Genomic DNA, 17,063 nt, shown 5'->3' with positions numbered 1-17,063 from the left:
AGTTACGCGCAATGCAAGCGAAACATGCGACTTCGCAACGTGTATTAACCCGGTAACGCCTGTTTTTGCTGTTGCAGATCCCGCTCAATATCTTCCCGGACATCCTGCGGGATCTTCAGGGCATCGCCCAGCGCATTCAGGTAGCTGCGCTCCATAAAGTGGTCAATATCGATAGCCGCGCAGCTCAGGAAGTAAATTTCCAGCGCCTCTTCTTCATTACGGATCCCCTGCGCCAGGCGCTGCGGGTCGAGCGGTTGTTCAATGGCATGTTCAATGAGTCGCCGTCCCTGCTCTTCCACACCGGCTTCACGCAGCTGCTGCTCAATGGCCGCTCGCTCTTTAGCATCGATGTGCCCATCGCTTTTCGCCGCAAAGACCAGCGCCAGAATCAGCCGCTCGGTACGCTCATCAAGGGGTGTGCTTTGGGTGCCAAACTGCGGTTCATCCTGATGCGCCGTACGGACTTTATCCTTGTACTTGTTCCATAACACCGTACCGGCGACTGCGCCGCCGCCAACTAACAACGCGCTGGTACCGTATTTGGTCAAAAGTTTACGAGACGATTTATTGGCAACCAGTAAGCCCGCCAGGCCGCCTAACGCGCCAGGAACCAGCAGTTTACTCAGCCCCTGATCACCAGAAGCAGATGAAGAAGACCCTTTTTGCCCGAGAAGAGATTGTAATTGGTTCAGCCAGTTAGCCATGTAGCCCCCTCAAGTACAGACGATTTGTCGTCAAAGCGTACCCGAGGGGATGTCAGGAAGTGTCAGGTCAAGCAAAAGATGCGCAAGTTCGGTGATTAGCGCAACTGGTACTCCGCCTTTCCTGCGCCGCAATCGACGTTGACCTGATAGTGAAGATCGGCGCTTTTACCGCGCGCGGTCAGCGGCACTGACCATTTTCCCTCTTTGCCCACAATGTCCTGCGCATTAACCCACACCACTGGATCGATTTGCCCCAGCGTTTTTTGATCATCTTCCCAGCGCACAATACGGTTCTGCTGATAATCGCGCTTTACACTCGCGGCAATCCCCTCAGCGTCCATACCTTCACACTTTGGAAACGTCACCGATTTGCTGCCGGGATTATTGGCGGCGAAAACCGACATGCTGGCGGATAACAACAGCAGGCTCAACAGCGCTCCTCTCTTATTCATACTTTTCTCCTTAGCACAATGTTCAGGAAAAGCATGGTACAAAACGTCAGGAGCGCAAGTCAGATTCAGGCGGCCTGGGTATCTTCCTCTGTGGACGCCGCGCTATCGACGGCCTGCGGAGAAGGCAATTTGCCGGTTTTCAGAATTGTGCTCAGCACATCCTTCTGTTCAGCCAGCCAGAGAGACAGCGCTTCGCGTTGTTCGTCCTCCAGTGTGACCGGAGACTGCTCAAGCCACGTGTCGAGCAAATCTGCTGTATCGAGCATTTTGTCGTATGCATCGGCTTCCTTTTTGCTGGTAAACGACATCTTCTCCTCACCTTCCCGAATGACTACGTATTTAACTTCAACCGCCATTTTTGCAGCCTCTTAATATACCTGTATTTATGTACAGTATATTACTTTTTGGCATTAAAATCAAGCAGGCAATAAAGACAGACGCAAACGTTTTCGTATATACTGCGCCCGGATAAATCAGGGGATATTTTTATGACGTTATTAGGCACAGCGCTGCGTCCGGCAGCGACGCGAGTGATGTTGTTGGGTTCAGGCGAGCTGGGTAAGGAAGTGGCAATTGAGTGCCAGCGTTTGGGCATCGAAGTGATCGCCGTCGATCGCTACCCCGACGCGCCAGCGATGCACGTTGCTCACCGTTCGCATGTCATCAATATGCTGGATGGCGAAGCGTTGCGTCGCGTGGTTGAGCTTGAAAAACCGCATTACATCGTGCCGGAAATTGAAGCGATCGCCACCGATATGCTGGTGAAGCTGGAGCAGGAAGGGCTGAACGTCGTGCCCTGCGCCCGGGCGACCCAACTGACCATGAACCGTGAGGGGATCCGTCGTCTGGCTGCGGAAGATCTGGCGTTGCCGACGTCCTCGTTCTGCTTTGCTGACAGTGAAGAGAGCTTCCGTGACGCCGTGGCAAAAATCGGTATTCCCTGTATTGTTAAGCCAGTAATGAGCTCTTCGGGCAAAGGGCAAAGTTTTATTCGCTCTACCGAACAACTGGCGCAGGCCTGGGACTACGCACAACAAGGGGGTCGTGCCGGTGCGGGCCGCGTGATCGTCGAAGGAGTGGTGAATTTCGATTTTGAAATTACGCTGCTGACCGTCAGCGCCGTTGATGGCGTCCATTTTTGCGCCCCCGTCGGCCATCGTCAGGAAGATGGCGATTACCGCGAATCCTGGCAGCCACAGCACATGACGCCTCTGGCCCTTAAGCGAGCGCAGGACATTGCCCGTAAAGTGGTGCTGGCATTAGGTGGTCATGGCTTATTTGGCGTCGAGCTGTTTGTTTGTGGCGACGAGGTTATCTTCAGCGAAGTGTCTCCCCGTCCGCACGACACCGGAATGGTCACGATGATTTCTCAGGATCTGTCGGAATTTGCGTTGCACGTGCGCGCCTTCCTCGGCCTGCCTGTCGGAGCGATTCGCCAATATGGCCCTGCCGCCTCGGCCGTTCTCCTGCCACAACTCACCAGCCAGAATGTGACGTTTGATAATGTGCAGGCAGCTGTTGGCGCCGGTCGTCAGGTACGCTTCTTTGGCAAACCGGAGATCGAGGGAACCCGACGCCTGGGTGTGGCGCTGGCAACTGGCGTGAGCGTTGAAGAGGCCATTGCGCGTGCGAAAGACGCCGCCGCTCAGATAAACGTTGGGGCATAAAAAAACGGGCGCATATGGCCCGTTCTGTCAACGCCCGGTACTCGACCGGGCTTTTTATTCACTTACTGTTTCGCGCCTTCTACCGCTTCGCGAGCCAGTTGAGTAATACGGTCGTAATCACCCGCTTCCAGCGCATCAGCCGGAACCAGCCAGGAACCACCGATGCACAGCACGCTTTTCAGCGCCAGGTAATCACGGTAGTTAGCCGGAGAGATGCCGCCAGTCGGGCAGAAACGCACCTGAGAGAACGGACCCGCAATCGCCTGCAGCGCTTTGGTGCCGCCGTTGGCTTCAGCCGGGAAGAATTTAAACTCTTTCAGGCCGTAGTCCATACCCAGCATCAGTTCAGAAACGGTGCTGATCCCCGGAATCAACGGGATCGTCCCTTCCGTTGCCGCTTTCAACAAAGGCTCGGTCAGACCCGGGCTGATTGCGAACTGCGCGCCCGCTTCAGTGACTTCCGCCAGTTGCTGCGGGTTCAGTACGGTACCCGCACCGATAATCGCGTCAGGCACTTCTTTGGCAATAGCGCGGATAGCATCCATCGCACATGCGGTACGTAAGGTGACTTCCAGAACGCGCACACCACCTGCAACCAGCGCTTTTGCCATCGGCACCGCGTGTTCCAGTTTATTCACCACAATCACCGGCACAACCGGGCCAGTGGTCAGGATTGCTTCCGCACTTGTTTTCCAGTTTTTCATCAGAGTTTTTCTCTCGCCTGATTACAAAATTTTTCGTTTTAAAAAGTGATACAGGTTGCGCCCTGTTCCGCACCGGAGAGGTTTTCGCGCAACGCGCTGAACATCTCACGCCCTGTCCCTACTCTGGATGAGCTCAGATCCGGAATGTGAGGCTGACGAGCGGCAAGTTCCGCTGCATCGACCAGCAGAGTCAGCTCACCTGTCTGTCCGTTCACACGAATGATGTCGCCATCGCGCACTTTCGCCAGTAACCCGCCATCGTAAGCTTCCGGCGTAACATGGATTGCTGAAGGCACTTTACCTGAAGCACCGGAAAGCCGTCCATCAGTAACTAACGCAATTTTGAAACAACGGTCCAATAATACACCAAGTGGCGGCATGAGTTTGTGCAATTCTGGCATTCCGTTCGCTTTTGGTCCCTGATGACGCACTACCACCACGCAATCACGGTCCAACAACCCGGCCTCAAATGCCGGTAATACGTCGTGCTGGCTCTCAAAGACAATGGCTGGCGCTTCAATGACCTGGTTTTCAACCGGAACCGCAGAGGTTTTCATCACTGCACGCCCCAGGTTTCCGCTCAGCACTTTCGTCCCGCCGTGGTGTGAGAACGGCTTATCAAAGGTAGCGATAACATTGCTATCAAGCGACTTCGCCGCCCCTTCACGCCAGTCCAGTTCGCCATTGTTCAGCCACGGTTCCAGGGTGTAACGAGACAAACCAAAGCCCGCCACAGTGTTGACATCTTCATGCAGAAGGCCCGCGTTCAGCAGTTCACGCATCAGGACAGGCACCCCGCCCGCCGCCTGGAAGTGGTTAATGTCCGCCGGGCCATTCGGGTAGAGGCGAGCCATCAGCGGGACGACGTCTGAAAGGTCGGAGAAATCATCCCAGTTGATAATAATTCCGGCGGCGCGCGCCATCGCCACCAGATGCATGGTGTGGTTGGTTGAACCGCCCGTCGCGAGCAACGCGACAATACCGTTCACCACCACTTTTTCGTCAATCATTTTGCCGACAGGCATCCATTCGTTACCGTTGCCGGTCAAACGCGTCACCTGACGGGCTGCCGCCGCGGTCAACGCTTCACGTAGCGGTGCATCAGGATGCACAAAGGAGGAGCCCGGCAATTGCATCCCCATGAACTCCACCACCATTTGGTTGGTGTTGGCGGTACCGTAAAACGTACAGGTGCCTGGCGCATGGTAAGAGGCGGCTTCGGATTCCAGCAGCGCCATACGGTCAACCTTCCCTTCGGCATAAAGCTGGCGGATACGCACTTTTTCTTTATTTGGCAGGCCGCTGGCCATCGGGCCTGACGGCACGAAAATGGACGGCAGATGGCCAAACGAGAGCGCCGCCATCGCCAGCCCCGGGACGATTTTGTCACACACGCCGAGGAATAACGCCCCGTCGAACATATTGTGTGACAACCCGACTGCCGCCGACATAGCAATCACTTCGCGGCTCAGAAGCGACAGTTCCATTCCGTCCTGGCCCTGGGTCACACCATCGCACATTGCAGGCACGCCGCCCGCAACCTGGCCGATCGCATTCGCCGCGTGCAGCGCTTTGCGGATGATCTCAGGATAATGCTCATAAGGCTGGTGCGCAGAAAGCATGTCGTTATAGGAGGTAATGATCGCGATATTGTTACGCAACATGCTTTTCAGCGACGCTTTATCGTCGGGTTGGCACGCCGCAAATCCGTGCGCCAGGTTTCCACACGCCAGCTGGGAGCGGTGAACCGTCGACGTTTTCGCTTGCTCAATGCGCGCAAGATAGGCAGAACGAGTTTTGTGAGAACGTTCAATAATACGTTGTGTTACGCGTAACAAATTCGGATTCATAGAGGCTCCTAAAATTTATCTGTCCGGGCTACAGGATCACCAATATGTTTCATCAGGGTTAAACTATGCTGAAACGTTGATAAGCCGGAGCTCAGGGGCAAAATCGTTTCAGTCAGTGTAATAAAAAAAGCCCCGCGGGTGAATCCACGCGGGGCTTAAAAGTGCAAAAATTATTCTACAATCTGTGTTAGATCATGTTACCGGTAAAATAACACTGTCGTGCCAGATGAAGTTTTACTCAAATTCATTCCAGGAGCGGCCATCACGGGTGATCATCGCTACCGAGGCAACCGGTCCCCACGTCCCCGCCTGATACGGCTTCGGCGCGTCGTTATCCATCGCCCAGGCTTCTGTGATGGAGTCGACCCATTTCCATGCTTCTTCCACTTCGTCACGGCGCACAAACAGCGCCTGAATACCCCGCATGGTTTCCAGCAGTAAGCGTTCATACGCATCCGCCAGATGCGTCTGGTTAAATGTTTCGGAGTAGCTCAGATCCAGCTTGGTAATCTGCAGGTTATGTTTATGATCCAGACCCGGTACTTTATTGAGTACCTGAATATCCACGCCTTCATCCGGTTGCAGACGGATCGTCAATTTGTTCTGCGGCAGATCCTGCCATGACTCTTTGAACAGGTTGAGCTCAGGCGTCTTGAAGTAGACGACCACTTCAGAACATTTGGTCGGCAGTCGTTTGCCGGTACGCAGGTAAAACGGTACACCCGCCCAGCGCCAGTTATCGATGTCGACACGAATGGCGACGAACGTTTCGGTATTGCTGCTCTTATTCGCCCCCTCTTCTTCCAGATACCCCGGCACTTTTTTACCTTGCGCGAAACCAGTGGTGTACTGACCACGAACCGTTTTTTCACGGACGTTCGAACGGTCGATACGACGCAGTGACTTCAGCACTTTCACTTTTTCATCGCGAATACTGTCAGCGCTCAGGTCGGACGGCGGTGACATGGCGATCATACACAGAATCTGCAGCAGGTGGTTCTGGATCATGTCGCGCATCTGACCGGCCTGGTCAAAGTAGCCCCAGCGACCTTCAATACCCACCTCTTCCGCCACGGTGATTTCCACGTGATCGATGGTGCGATTGTCCCAGTTATTGACGAACAGGGAGTTGGCGAAACGCAGCGCCAGTAAGTTCAGAACCGTCTCTTTGCCGAGATAGTGGTCAATACGATAAACCTGGCTCTCTTCAAAATATTTTCCCACCTGGTCGTTGATTTCACGAGAGGTGGCCAGTGATGTGCCGAGCGGTTTTTCCATGACCACCCGCGCAGGCTTCGCATTCAGCTTCGCCTCGCCTAACCCTTTGCAGATTGCGCCGAAGGTGCTGGGCGGCATCGCAAAATAGTTAATAGTGGTGCGCTCTTTTTGATCCAACATGCTACCCAGGCGGGCAAAAGCAGCGGTATCGTTGACATCCAGATTGCAGAAATCCAGGCGACCACTCAGGGTATCCCACAAACCTTCATCAATTTTTTCCTTCATGAAGGTTTCGAGCGCTTCGCGAACCACCTTCGTGTAGGCTTCTTTATCCCAGTCAGCACGACCCACCCCAATAATGCGGGTATCCGGGTTTATCTGACCGGCTTTTTCTAGTTGATATAGGGAAGGCAGCAATTTACGACGCGCCAGGTCGCCTTTCGCGCCGAAAATGACCAGGTCACATGCCTGGGCTGTTTGCGTTACCGCCATGTCATTCTCCTCAGTTAACTATCCTGGTACTTCTGCCAGGTTATAGTTGTAATTTTATTACAGTGCACTGTACTGCTTTTACGTGATTCCGGAAACCGTAAACACTTGTCTGCCGGTGCGATCCCGGCTTGTCAGGCGTTTTACGGCACATTCAGCCGCAAAACGGATAAAAAAGTCGTCGTTTTCACACAGATGGCCGACAGCTAAAACCCGACGCTGATCATGTAATGAAAAAAAACAACAACTATTCTATCCATTTTGCTCCCTTAATTGGCGCCCGGAGGTAATATCTAACAAAATTACCTCTCGATTTCTTGTATCTCAGAAATCGTCGTTACCATGAGTTTTCTACATCATGAATATGCTGGAAAAAATCCAGGTAAAACTGGAACATCTGAGCAAGTCAGAACGCAAAGTCGCCGATGTTATTCTTGCTTCCCCTGACCAGTCCATCCATTCGAGTATTGCAACGCTGGCCCTGGAAGCGAATGTCAGTGAACCGACCGTAAACCGCTTCTGTCGCAGCATGGACACGCGCGGTTTTCCTGATTTTAAACTGCATCTGGCGCAAAGTCTGGCAAATGGCACGCCCTATGTTAATCGCAATGTGGATGAAGATGACAGTGTTGAGTCCTATACGGGAAAAATCTTCGAATCCGCGATGGCCAGCCTCGACCATGTCCGCCAGTCGCTTGATAAATCTGCGGTGAATCGCGCGGTCGACCTGCTGACGCAAGCGAAGAAAATTTCCTTCTTCGGCCTTGGATCTTCCGCCGCCGTGGCGCATGACGCCATGAACAAATTTTTCCGCTTCAACGTTCCGGTCATATACTCCGATGATGTTGTCCTGCAACGCATGAGCTGTATGAATTGTAGCGATGACGACGTGGTTGTGCTCATTTCGCACACGGGCAGAACCAAAAGCCTGGTAGAACTGGCGCAGCTGGCGCGCGAAAACGATGCCATGGTGATTGCACTGACCTCTGCCGGAACACCGCTGGCGCGCGAAGCCACATTAGCGATTACACTTGATGTACCGGAAGATACTGACATTTATATGCCGATGGTCTCTCGACTTGCTCAACTGACCGTGATAGATGTGCTGGCAACCGGATTTACTTTGCGTCGCGGGGCAAAATTCAGAGATAACTTGAAGCGCGTCAAGGAAGCGCTTAAGGAATCGCGTTTTGATAAAGAACTGCTCATAAGGAGCGATGACCGCTAAAAGCAATAACAAGCACACTCTTTTCGTCATCCGGCTTTATATCCGGATCAATGTTCACGCAACACCAAGTTGTTTCAGTCAACGGAGTATTACATGTCCAGAAGGCTTCGCAGAACCAAAATCGTTACCACGTTAGGCCCGGCAACTGATCGCGATAACAACCTTGAGAAAATTATCGCTGCGGGTGCGAACGTCGTACGAATGAACTTCTCTCACGGATCGCCAGAAGATCACAAAATACGCGCTGATAAAGTTCGTGAGATTGCCGCAAAACTGGGGCGTCATGTGGCCATTCTGGGCGATCTCCAGGGACCAAAAATCCGCGTATCGACCTTCAAAGAAGGTAAAGTTTTCCTGAACATCGGCGATAAATTCCTGTTAGATGCAAATCTGGAGAAAGGTGAAGGCGATAAAGAAAAAGTCGGTATCGATTACAAAGGCCTGCCCGCTGATGTGGTTCCTGGCGATATCCTGTTACTGGACGATGGTCGCGTACAGCTGAAGGTCCTGGAAGTTCAGGGCATGAAAGTCTTCACCGAAGTGACCGTCGGCGGTCCACTCTCTAACAACAAAGGCATCAACAAACTCGGCGGTGGCCTTTCTGCAGAAGCGCTGACCGAAAAAGACAAAGCGGATATCGTCACTGCAGCGCAAATCGGCGTTGATTATCTGGCCGTCTCCTTCCCTCGCTGCGGCGAAGACCTGAACTATGCGCGTCGCCTTGCACGCGATGCGGGCTGCGATGCAAAAATTGTTGCGAAAGTCGAACGTGCAGAAGCCGTTTGCGACCAGAATGCGATGGATGACATCATTCTGGCTTCCGACGTTGTGATGGTGGCTCGTGGCGACCTGGGCGTTGAAATTGGCGATCCGGAGCTGGTTGGTATTCAGAAGGCACTGATTCGTCGCGCTCGTCAGTTGAACCGTGCGGTCATTACCGCCACGCAGATGATGGAGTCGATGATCACCAACCCTATGCCGACCCGTGCAGAAGTTATGGACGTGGCCAACGCCGTGCTGGATGGCACCGACGCCGTGATGCTGTCGGCTGAAACCGCTGCGGGCCAGTATCCGGCAGAAACGGTAGCCGCGATGGCGCGCGTATGTCTGGGCGCAGAAAAAATCCCAAGCATTAACGTCTCTAAACACCGCCTTGATGTGCAGTTCGATAATGTCGAAGAAGCCATCGCCATGTCGGCAATGTATGCGGCAAACCACCTGAAAGGGGTAACGGCCATTATCGCCATGACCGAATCAGGGCGTACTGCGCTGATGACTTCGCGTATCAGTTCTGGCTTGCCGATTTTTGCGATGTCTCGTCATGAGCGCACGCTGAACCTGACTTCGTTGTATCGTGGCGTTACACCGGTGCACTTCGACAGCGCGGCTGATGGCGTTGTGGCGGCAAGTGAAGCGGTTAATTTGCTGCGCGACAAAGGCTATCTGGTGTCCGGCGATCTGGTGATTGTCACCCAGGGCGACGTGATGAGCACCGTCGGTTCAACGAATACCACTCGTATTCTGACAGTCGAGTAATTTCCCGATGCCAGAAAGTAAAAAGCCTCTCTGACGAGAGGCTTTTTTTATTTAATCGGATAAAGATCTTTTCGCTTATACGGCTGAATTTCGCCCGGTTTCCGGGTCTTCAGCAGTTTTAATATCCAGGTGTATTGTTCTGGATGTGGGCCAACAAAGATTTCCACCTCTTCATTCATTCTTCTCGCGATCGTGTTGTCATCCGCAGTCAGAAGATCGTCCATAGGCGGACGCACCAGAATCGTTAACCGGTGTGTTTTACCATCATAGACAGGAAAGAGTGGAACCACGCGGGCACGACACACTTTCATCAGACGACCGATTGCTGGCAAGGTGGCTTTATACGTCGCGAAGAAATCCACGAACTCACTGTGTTCGGCACCGTGATCCTGATCTGGCAGATAGTATCCCCAATATCCCTGGCGGACGGACTGGATAAACGGCTTAATGCCGTCATTACGGGCATGCAAGCGCCCACCAAAGCGGCGACGGACGGTGTTCCAGACGTAATCAAATACCGGGTTGCCCTGATTATGGAACATAGCAGCCATTTTCTGCCCCTGTGATGCCATCAGCATCGCCGGGATATCAACGCCCCAGCCGTGCGGTACCAGAAAGATGACTTTCTCATTGTTGCGCCTCAGTTCCTCGATAATCTCCAGTCCCTGCCAGTCGACGCGCTTCTGTACTTTTTCAGGCCCGCGCATCGCCAGCTCAGCCATCATGACCATCGCCTGAGGCGCTGTCTCAAACATCTCATCGACAATCGCCTCACGCTCGGCTTCGCTGCGCTGCGGGAAGCAAAGCGACAAATTGATCAGCGCACGACGACGAGAACTTTTTCCTAAACGTCCGGCAAAACGACCCAGTCTCGCCAGGATGGGATCGCGAAATGACGCGGGCGTCAGCGCAATACCTGCCATCGCAGCGACGCCCAGCCAGGCTCCCCAATAGCGAGGATGGCGAAATGATTTTTCAAATTCAGGGATGTACTCAATGTTATTTTTTTTCGTTTCCATGCTTTTCCAGTGTCTGATGACGCGAATGCGAAAAGTAGATCTGCTGATAGTGTAGCGGCGCGCCGTGCCCCATACAAAGCAAAAATCGGCCTTCACGGGCGTTAGTCTCTCTTTTTTTCGTCAGACGTAAAAAAGGCAGCCATAAGGCTGCCTTAGTTCTCCCCAACATCTTATAACTTAGTGGCTACGGATGTATTCATCCATTTCTGTTTTCAGGTTATCGGATTTAGTACCGAAAATAGCCTGAACACCAGAGCCCGCCACGACAACACCTGCAGCACCCAGTTTCTTCAGACCAGGTTGATCCACTTTCGTCACATCAGCAACGCTGACACGCAGACGAGTAATACAGGCGTCGAGGTTGGTGATGTTATCTTTACCGCCAAATGCCGCAATCAGAGCCGGAGCCATTTCACTGGTAGCACCCGCTTTGCTGTCTTCGGTGGCATCTTCACGACCCGGCGTTTTCAGATCCAGCGCTTTGATCAGTACACGGAAAATGGTGTAGTAAACAATCGCATAACCTGCACCCACAATCGGGAACAACCACAGCTTGCTGCTGTTACCGCTCAGCACGATGAAGTCAATCAGACCGTGAGAGAAGGAGGTCCCGTCACGCATACCCAGCAGGATACAGATCGGGAACGCCAGACCAGCCAGAATCGCATGGATCACGTACAGGATCGGCGCAACGAACATGAAGGAGAACTCGATCGGCTCGGTAATACCGGTCAGGAACGAGGTCAACGCTGCGGAGATCATGATACCGCCCACTTTCGCGCGGTTTTCTGGTTTAGCAGAGTGCCAAATTGCAATTGCAGCCGCTGGCAGACCGTACATTTTGAACAGGAAGCCGCCAGACAGTTTACCTGCAGTCGGGTCACCCGCCATATAGCGCGGAATATCGCCGTGGAACACCTGGCCCGCTGCGTTGGTGTATTCACCAATTTGCATCTGGAAAGGAACGTTCCAGATGTGGTGCAGACCGAATGGCACCAGGCAACGTTCAACGAAACCGTAGATACCGAACGCCACAACCGGGTTCTGATATGCAGCCCACTGAGAGAACGTCTGAATAGCAGTACCGATCGGCGGCCAAATGAAGGACAGGATGACACCGGTGAAGATGGCAGCCAGACCAGAAATAATCGGAACGAAGCGCTTACCGGCAAAGAAGCCCAGGTACTCAGGCAGTTTGATACGGTAGAAGCGGTTGAACATATACGCTGCAATCGCACCGGAGATAATCCCCCCGAGAACACCCGTATCCGCCAGATGTTTTGCTGCGATTTCTTCAGCAGGTAAATGCAGAACCAGCGGCGCGACAACAGCCATGGTTTTAACCATGATTCCGTATGCAACCACCGAGGCCAGTGCCGAAACGCCGTCGTTGTTAGTAAAACCAAGTGCAACACCGATAGCAAAAATCAGTGGCATGTTGGCAAAAACAGAACCGCCTGCTTCCGCCATTACGTGTGAAACTACGGCTGGCAGCCAGCTGAAGTTTGCGGAACCGACGCCCAGCAGGATACCTGCGATAGGCAGTACGGATACCGGCAGCATCAGCGATTTACCGACCTTTTGCAGGTTAGCAAATGCATTCTTAAACATAATTGAGAGTGCTCCTGAGTATTTTGTGCTTTCTACGTTCTCACGCATTGGCGAGGGGGGAGAACCCCGCCGTGGACTGGACATCTAAGTGCCCTTTTATTTATTACACAGAGTAAAATAATTCAGATCAATTTTGTTTGACGGCTATCACGTTTCAGCTGTAGCCCGTGTAAATAGCGTCAAATACGGGCAAAATCAGTATCTGAATGTTTCAAACTGGCCATTCACCGCCCATTTTATGGCGGTGAACTCTACTTGTTTTGTGTATTAATTACGAGCTTAAAAAAAACTCTGCTAGCGAATGGATTCCAGGCGAGAAGCGTTGATATGGAACAAGCGGGCGAAGTTATCGGTGGTTACCTGCGCCAGTTCTTCAACGGCAACACCTTTCAAAACAGCCATATACTCTGCAACATCGCGAACCATTGCAGGCTGGTTCTCTTTACCACGATGCGGCACCGGAGCAAGATATGGCGAATCCGTTTCCACTAACAGACGATCCAGCGGTACGTAGCGGGCAGCGTCACGCAACTGCTCAGCATTACGAAAAGTCACGATACCGGAAAAAGAGATATAAAATCCGAGATCCAGTAACTTACCCGCCGTTTCTCTGTCCTCTGTAAAACAGTGTAGTACGCCACCGCATTCCGTCACGTTTTCCTGGCGTAAAATTGCCAGCGTGTCAGCGCGTGCATCGCGGGTATGAACAATGACCGGCTTATTAAGCTCACGACCAATCTGGATATGGTGAATGAAAGATTCCTGCTGACGCACCTTCGTTTCAGGCGTGTAGAAATAATCCAGCCCGGTCTCTCCCATCGCAACAACGCCATCTTCTGCGGCGAAGCGGCGGAGTTCCTCAACATCATACGGTTCATCCTGATTTAGCGGATGTACGCCGCAGGAAAACACCACATTGTCGCGGTCACCGACCAGCGCGCGCATTCCGCGATAGCCTGGCAACGTTGTCGCCACTGCCAGACAAAATTTCACATCACGTGCGGCGGCTTTCGCCAGCACGTCATCCACGTCTTTATGCAGAGATTGATAATCCAGGCCATCCAAATGGCAGTGTGAGTCGACTAAAAACATAATGTCTCTCTCAAAGAGGGGAAATAGGCAGCACAGTGCCCGGTTGCAGATAATGCTCAATACGGAGGATGAGATCGGTAAGCACCAGTTCGCGGTTTACCCCGACCACATTGATAAGTTGCTCGCGGCAATGGCAAACATCGCTGAGTATTGCCTGGGCCTGTGCCGCAGATAGCCGTTGCGCTATCAGCGGGATCAACTTTTGCACATCCACATTGGTAAGATAAGCAGCACCATGACGGAGCTTCAGGGCATCCATCAGTAAGGTTGCCAGCCAGTGTAGACGGGCTGCCGCCTGCTCATGATTCAGTGCGGAAAGCAAGATGTACCAGTCATTGGCCTGCAGAGTGTTAGCCAGCGCCTCACAGAGTGCGCCCCGATGCGCCCAGTTCTCTTCCTGAAGCAGAGTCAGGGCGGCGCCAGGAGACCCCGCACTCAGACGCAGTGCTGTGAGTAACGCATCTTGTGACATTGTCACTTCGCGCGCAAGCCAGGATATTGCATAGCTTTCTGCCGGAGGCGCCAGGTGGTGAAGTCGACAGCGGCTGCGTAATGTGGCCAGCAATCGTGCGGGTTCGCGACAGGCAAGGAAAAACCAGGTTTGAGACGGTGGTTCTTCCAGTGTCTTTAACAGCGCATTGGCGGCAGCATCTGTCAGTAACGATGCATCGGGGATCCACACCACTTTCGCGCCGCCAAGACGAGAGCGCTCATACAGTTTTTCGCTGATGTCACGTACAGCGTCAACACCGAGGGTACTCTTCCCTTTTTCGGGCAACAGTGAATAATAATCCGGATGCGTTCCAGCCTGCATCAACTGACAACCCCGACAGTGTCCGCAGCTTTTATGTCCTTCCGGACTCTGGCATAACAGATAGCGGCTAAGGGCATAAATCAGCGCATCGTCGCCCATACCGGGCAACGCCTGAATCAGTAGCGCATGGTGACCACGACCCGACTGATAGCTGGCTACCAGTTTTTCAAAGTCCGGTCGTAACCATGGGTACCATTTCATGCGCCCTGCTCCTTCACCCAACCGGTGACGGTGGCGCGAATATCACTCATGACCTTTTCCAGCGTCTGGGTCGCATCAATCGTGCGAATGCTGGCATCCTGCGACGCCAGCTCCAGATAACGAGCGCGGGTTCGATTGAAGAAATCAAAAGACTCCTGCTCAATGCGATCCAGTTCGCCACGCGCACGGGCGCGTTTTAGTCCGACTTCGGGGGTGACATCCAGATAAAGTGTGAGATTCGGGCGAAAATCCCCCAGCACCGCGTCACGCAGTGTCGCCAGCATGTTCTGGTCAATACCGCGGCCGCCTCCCTGGTACGCCTGCGTAGAGAGGTCGTGGCGATCGCCAATCACCCAAGTTCCCTTAGCCAGCGCAGGTTTGATAACCGTTTCCACCAGTTGCACGCGGGCGGCATAAAACATAAGCACTTCAGCTTTGTCTGTAATCACTTCATCGCCGACCGATTTGATGTCCAGCACCAGGCTTCTTAATTTTTCTGCAAGCTGCGTACCGCCCGGCTCACGGGTAAAAATCATGTCGCGGATGCCCAGTTGCTCAAGCGTCTCTACTACGACATTTCGCGCCGTGGTTTTGCCTGCGCCTTCCAGCCCTTCGATGACGATGTAATTACTGCCCATTTTTTTCCTTAAGCACTTTCAGGTAGTCCTGCACTGACCGGTTATGGCCGACAAGATTGGTATTAAACGTATGACCGCCTTTGCCATCGGCCACAAAATAGAGATACGGCGTTTTGGCCGGGTGCGCGGCGGCCTTCAAAGACGCCTCGCCGGGCATGGCAATCGGTCCGGGGGGCAACCCTGCGATAGTATACGTGTTATACGCGGTCGGGGTTTCCAGGTCCGCACGGGAAAGTTTGCCATTATAGCGCTCCCCCATCCCATAGATCACCGTCGGATCGGTCTGCAGACGCATCCCCGTACGCAGACGGTTAATAAATACCGACGCCACCTGATCGCGTTCACTGGCCACCGCCGTCTCTTTTTCAATGATCGAGGCCATGGTGACCAGCTGATTCTGATCTTGATAGGGTAACCCTTCCGACCGCCCTTTCCAGACCTCCTCAACGGCTTTAACCATCTTTTGGTGAGCGCGCTTCAGTAACGAAACGTCGGTCGTGTTAGCGGTGTACATCCAGGTATCCGGCCAGAACCAACCTTCCACCCACTCAGGATTCTCCAGCTTTAGCGCCTGCGCGACCGTCTCGTACTTGTCGTCGCTCAAAGTGTGCTTGATGTAAGGGGCTTCTCTTAGCTGTTTGAGATAATCACTCAGTCGCATTCCTTCAACCAGCCGTAGAGGAAACTGGGCTTCTTTTCCACTTTCCAGCAGGATAAGCATCTCCCTGACGGTCATATCAGGCGTGAGTCGATACGTTCCCGCCTTAAAATGCGAGAGCTCTGGCTCAATGCGCAATAACCACTGGAACACGCGAGGGCGATTGATGACGTTATCAGCATACAGCTGCTCCCCCAGCGCCATGCGGCCCGTCCCGGCCTTCAGGCTAAAGATCGTCTCTTCTTTGATCAACAGCTTGCTGTCCGCCAGCTGGCGAACTTTCCACATTCCCACTCCAGCAGCAATGCCCAGCACAACCAGCAACAGAAGGAAAACGTATAACAATTTTTTCATGACTAATTCGGGTGCTCACAAAGTGGGGCTAAAAAATCAAACAATGTGCGTGAAGACAACAACCTGTCGCCACAGGCGCGCACAGGAACAACAGGCATCAGGGCGTTGCAAACCACGATTTCCTCAGCCTGCGTCAGTTCTTCTTCTCTGGCATTCACTTCGACAACCTCAAAAGGCGATTGTGCCAGTATACGAATACAGAATTGTCGCATAATGCCATTCACTCCGGCCTGGTCCAGACGTGGGGTATACACACGGGCACCGATACGCCAGAACAGATTAGCCGCACAGCATTCCGTAACCCATCCCTCACTGTCAAGAACCAGCGCCTCATCTGCGTTTGTCTGCTCAAGATGAGTACGAATCAGCACTTGTTCCAACCTATTCAGATGCTTTAAGCCAGCGAGATAAGGATTCCGCCCGAGACGAATCGGGCTTAGCGCGAGGGTGATTCCCTCACGACGCCAACGGTCATAATGAGCAGGCCAGGCTGAAACGGAAAGAATTCGGGTGGCTGAAGTACAGTTCGCCGCGCTATACCCTCTGCCGCCACTGCCGCGACTGATGATCACTTTCAATACGCCACGTTCATGACCCGTTGCCAGTTGCACCATTTCTCGCTGTAACTGACCCCATTCACTGAACGGGATCAGGAGCTTTTCACAGGTATTCTGTAAACGCTGTAGATGAGCATCCAGCAGGGAAACGCTTCCCCCGACGATTTGCGCCGTCGTGAAGCAACCATCGCCGAATTGTATCGCCCGGTCACTGGCGGCAAGGGTTTCCTGCTCACGGCCATTAATCAAGAACATGGTGGCTCCTTATGCA

General features: G+C 53.1%; 16 protein-coding genes. 3 read left to right on the top strand and 13 right to left on the bottom strand.

Annotation, left to right across the window (positions count from 1 at the left end; translation table 11 throughout):
- Positions 1-44: 44 nt before the first annotated feature.
- The 3 genes from NNO04_RS10330 to yebG all read right to left on the bottom strand — a co-directional run bounded on the left by NNO04_RS10330 (position 45) and on the right by yebG (position 1,512).
- A complete protein-coding gene (locus tag NNO04_RS10330; protein WP_271444583.1) occupies positions 45-704 on the bottom strand; it encodes a tellurite resistance TerB family protein in 660 nt (219 codons plus the stop codon).
- Between the two features lie 95 nt (positions 705-799).
- Positions 800-1,156 carry a protein YebF gene (yebF, locus tag NNO04_RS10325; protein ID WP_271444582.1) on the bottom strand — a complete coding sequence of 119 codons (357 nt, stop codon included), beginning with the start codon at positions 1,154-1,156 and terminating at the stop codon, positions 800-802.
- A 65-nt stretch (positions 1,157-1,221) separates the two neighbouring features.
- Positions 1,222-1,512, bottom strand: coding sequence for a DNA damage-inducible protein YebG (yebG, locus tag NNO04_RS10320; protein WP_271444581.1), 291 nt, complete (start codon positions 1,510-1,512; stop codon positions 1,222-1,224).
- A 132-nt stretch (positions 1,513-1,644) separates the two neighbouring features.
- Here yebG and purT point away from each other — a divergent pair, with 132 nt between their 5' ends.
- The gene (gene purT / locus NNO04_RS10315) at positions 1,645-2,823 is read left to right on the top strand and encodes a formate-dependent phosphoribosylglycinamide formyltransferase (RefSeq protein WP_271444580.1); all 1,179 of its coding nucleotides are present in this window, start codon (positions 1,645-1,647) and stop codon (positions 2,821-2,823) included.
- 62 nt (positions 2,824-2,885) lie between these two features.
- On the opposite strand, the gene kdgA is transcribed toward purT, so the two are convergent.
- From kdgA to zwf, 3 genes are all read right to left on the bottom strand, one after another.
- Positions 2,886-3,527 carry a bifunctional 4-hydroxy-2-oxoglutarate aldolase/2-dehydro-3-deoxy-phosphogluconate aldolase gene (gene kdgA, locus NNO04_RS10310; protein ID WP_162383794.1) on the bottom strand — a complete coding sequence of 214 codons (642 nt, stop codon included), beginning with the start codon at positions 3,525-3,527 and terminating at the stop codon, positions 2,886-2,888.
- Positions 3,528-3,565: 38 nt separating this feature from the next.
- Positions 3,566-5,377, bottom strand: coding sequence for a phosphogluconate dehydratase (gene edd, locus NNO04_RS10305; RefSeq protein WP_271444579.1), 1,812 nt, complete (start codon positions 5,375-5,377; stop codon positions 3,566-3,568).
- A 234-nt stretch (positions 5,378-5,611) separates the two neighbouring features.
- A complete protein-coding gene (gene zwf, locus NNO04_RS10300) occupies positions 5,612-7,087 on the bottom strand; it encodes a glucose-6-phosphate dehydrogenase (RefSeq protein WP_162383796.1) in 1,476 nt (491 codons plus the stop codon).
- Positions 7,088-7,442: 355 nt separating this feature from the next.
- On the opposite strand from zwf, the gene NNO04_RS10295 reads away from it, so the two are divergent.
- Together NNO04_RS10295 and pyk are read left to right on the top strand one after the other, a co-directional pair.
- Complete coding sequence (locus NNO04_RS10295) at positions 7,443-8,312, top strand: MurR/RpiR family transcriptional regulator (RefSeq protein ID WP_271444578.1); 870 nt, start codon at positions 7,443-7,445, stop codon at positions 8,310-8,312.
- A gap of 93 nt (positions 8,313-8,405) precedes the next feature.
- The gene (gene pyk, locus NNO04_RS10290) at positions 8,406-9,848 is read left to right on the top strand and encodes a pyruvate kinase (protein ID WP_271444577.1); all 1,443 of its coding nucleotides are present in this window, start codon (positions 8,406-8,408) and stop codon (positions 9,846-9,848) included.
- A 47-nt stretch (positions 9,849-9,895) separates the two neighbouring features.
- Here pyk and lpxM read toward each other — a convergent pair whose 3' ends face one another.
- The 7 genes from lpxM to pabC all read right to left on the bottom strand — a co-directional run bounded on the left by lpxM (position 9,896) and on the right by pabC (position 17,047).
- On the bottom strand, positions 9,896-10,867 hold the full coding sequence (lpxM, locus tag NNO04_RS10285; protein WP_271444576.1) for a lauroyl-Kdo(2)-lipid IV(A) myristoyltransferase: 972 nt from the start codon (positions 10,865-10,867) through the stop codon (positions 9,896-9,898).
- A 177-nt stretch (positions 10,868-11,044) separates the two neighbouring features.
- Positions 11,045-12,478, bottom strand: coding sequence for a PTS glucose transporter subunit IIBC (gene ptsG / locus NNO04_RS10280; RefSeq protein WP_271444575.1), 1,434 nt, complete (start codon positions 12,476-12,478; stop codon positions 11,045-11,047).
- A gap of 294 nt (positions 12,479-12,772) precedes the next feature.
- A complete protein-coding gene (locus NNO04_RS10275) occupies positions 12,773-13,570 on the bottom strand; it encodes a metal-dependent hydrolase (protein ID WP_271444574.1) in 798 nt (265 codons plus the stop codon).
- A gap of 10 nt (positions 13,571-13,580) precedes the next feature.
- Entirely contained in the window at positions 13,581-14,585 is a 1,005-nt protein-coding gene (holB, locus tag NNO04_RS10270; protein ID WP_271444573.1) for a DNA polymerase III subunit delta', read from the bottom strand.
- Positions 14,582-15,223 (bottom strand): dTMP kinase, encoded by a 642-nt coding sequence (gene tmk, locus NNO04_RS10265; protein WP_271444572.1) that lies wholly within the window; start codon positions 15,221-15,223, stop codon positions 14,582-14,584. The genes holB and tmk overlap by 4 nt, the downstream gene beginning before the upstream one ends.
- Entirely contained in the window at positions 15,213-16,235 is a 1,023-nt protein-coding gene (yceG, locus tag NNO04_RS10260) for a cell division protein YceG (RefSeq protein WP_271444571.1), read from the bottom strand. Before yceG ends, tmk begins: the two co-directional genes overlap by 11 nt.
- 2 nt (positions 16,236-16,237) lie before the next feature.
- Positions 16,238-17,047, bottom strand: a complete 810-nt coding sequence (gene pabC / locus NNO04_RS10255) for an aminodeoxychorismate lyase (RefSeq protein ID WP_271444570.1) — start codon at positions 17,045-17,047, stop codon at positions 16,238-16,240.
- Positions 17,048-17,063: the final 16 nt, after the last annotated feature.

Source organism: Citrobacter sp. Awk 4, from assembly GCF_028069725.1.
Lineage (GTDB): Bacteria > Pseudomonadota > Gammaproteobacteria > Enterobacterales > Enterobacteriaceae > Citrobacter_D.
This window is presented reverse-complemented; position numbering and strand designations above follow the sequence as displayed.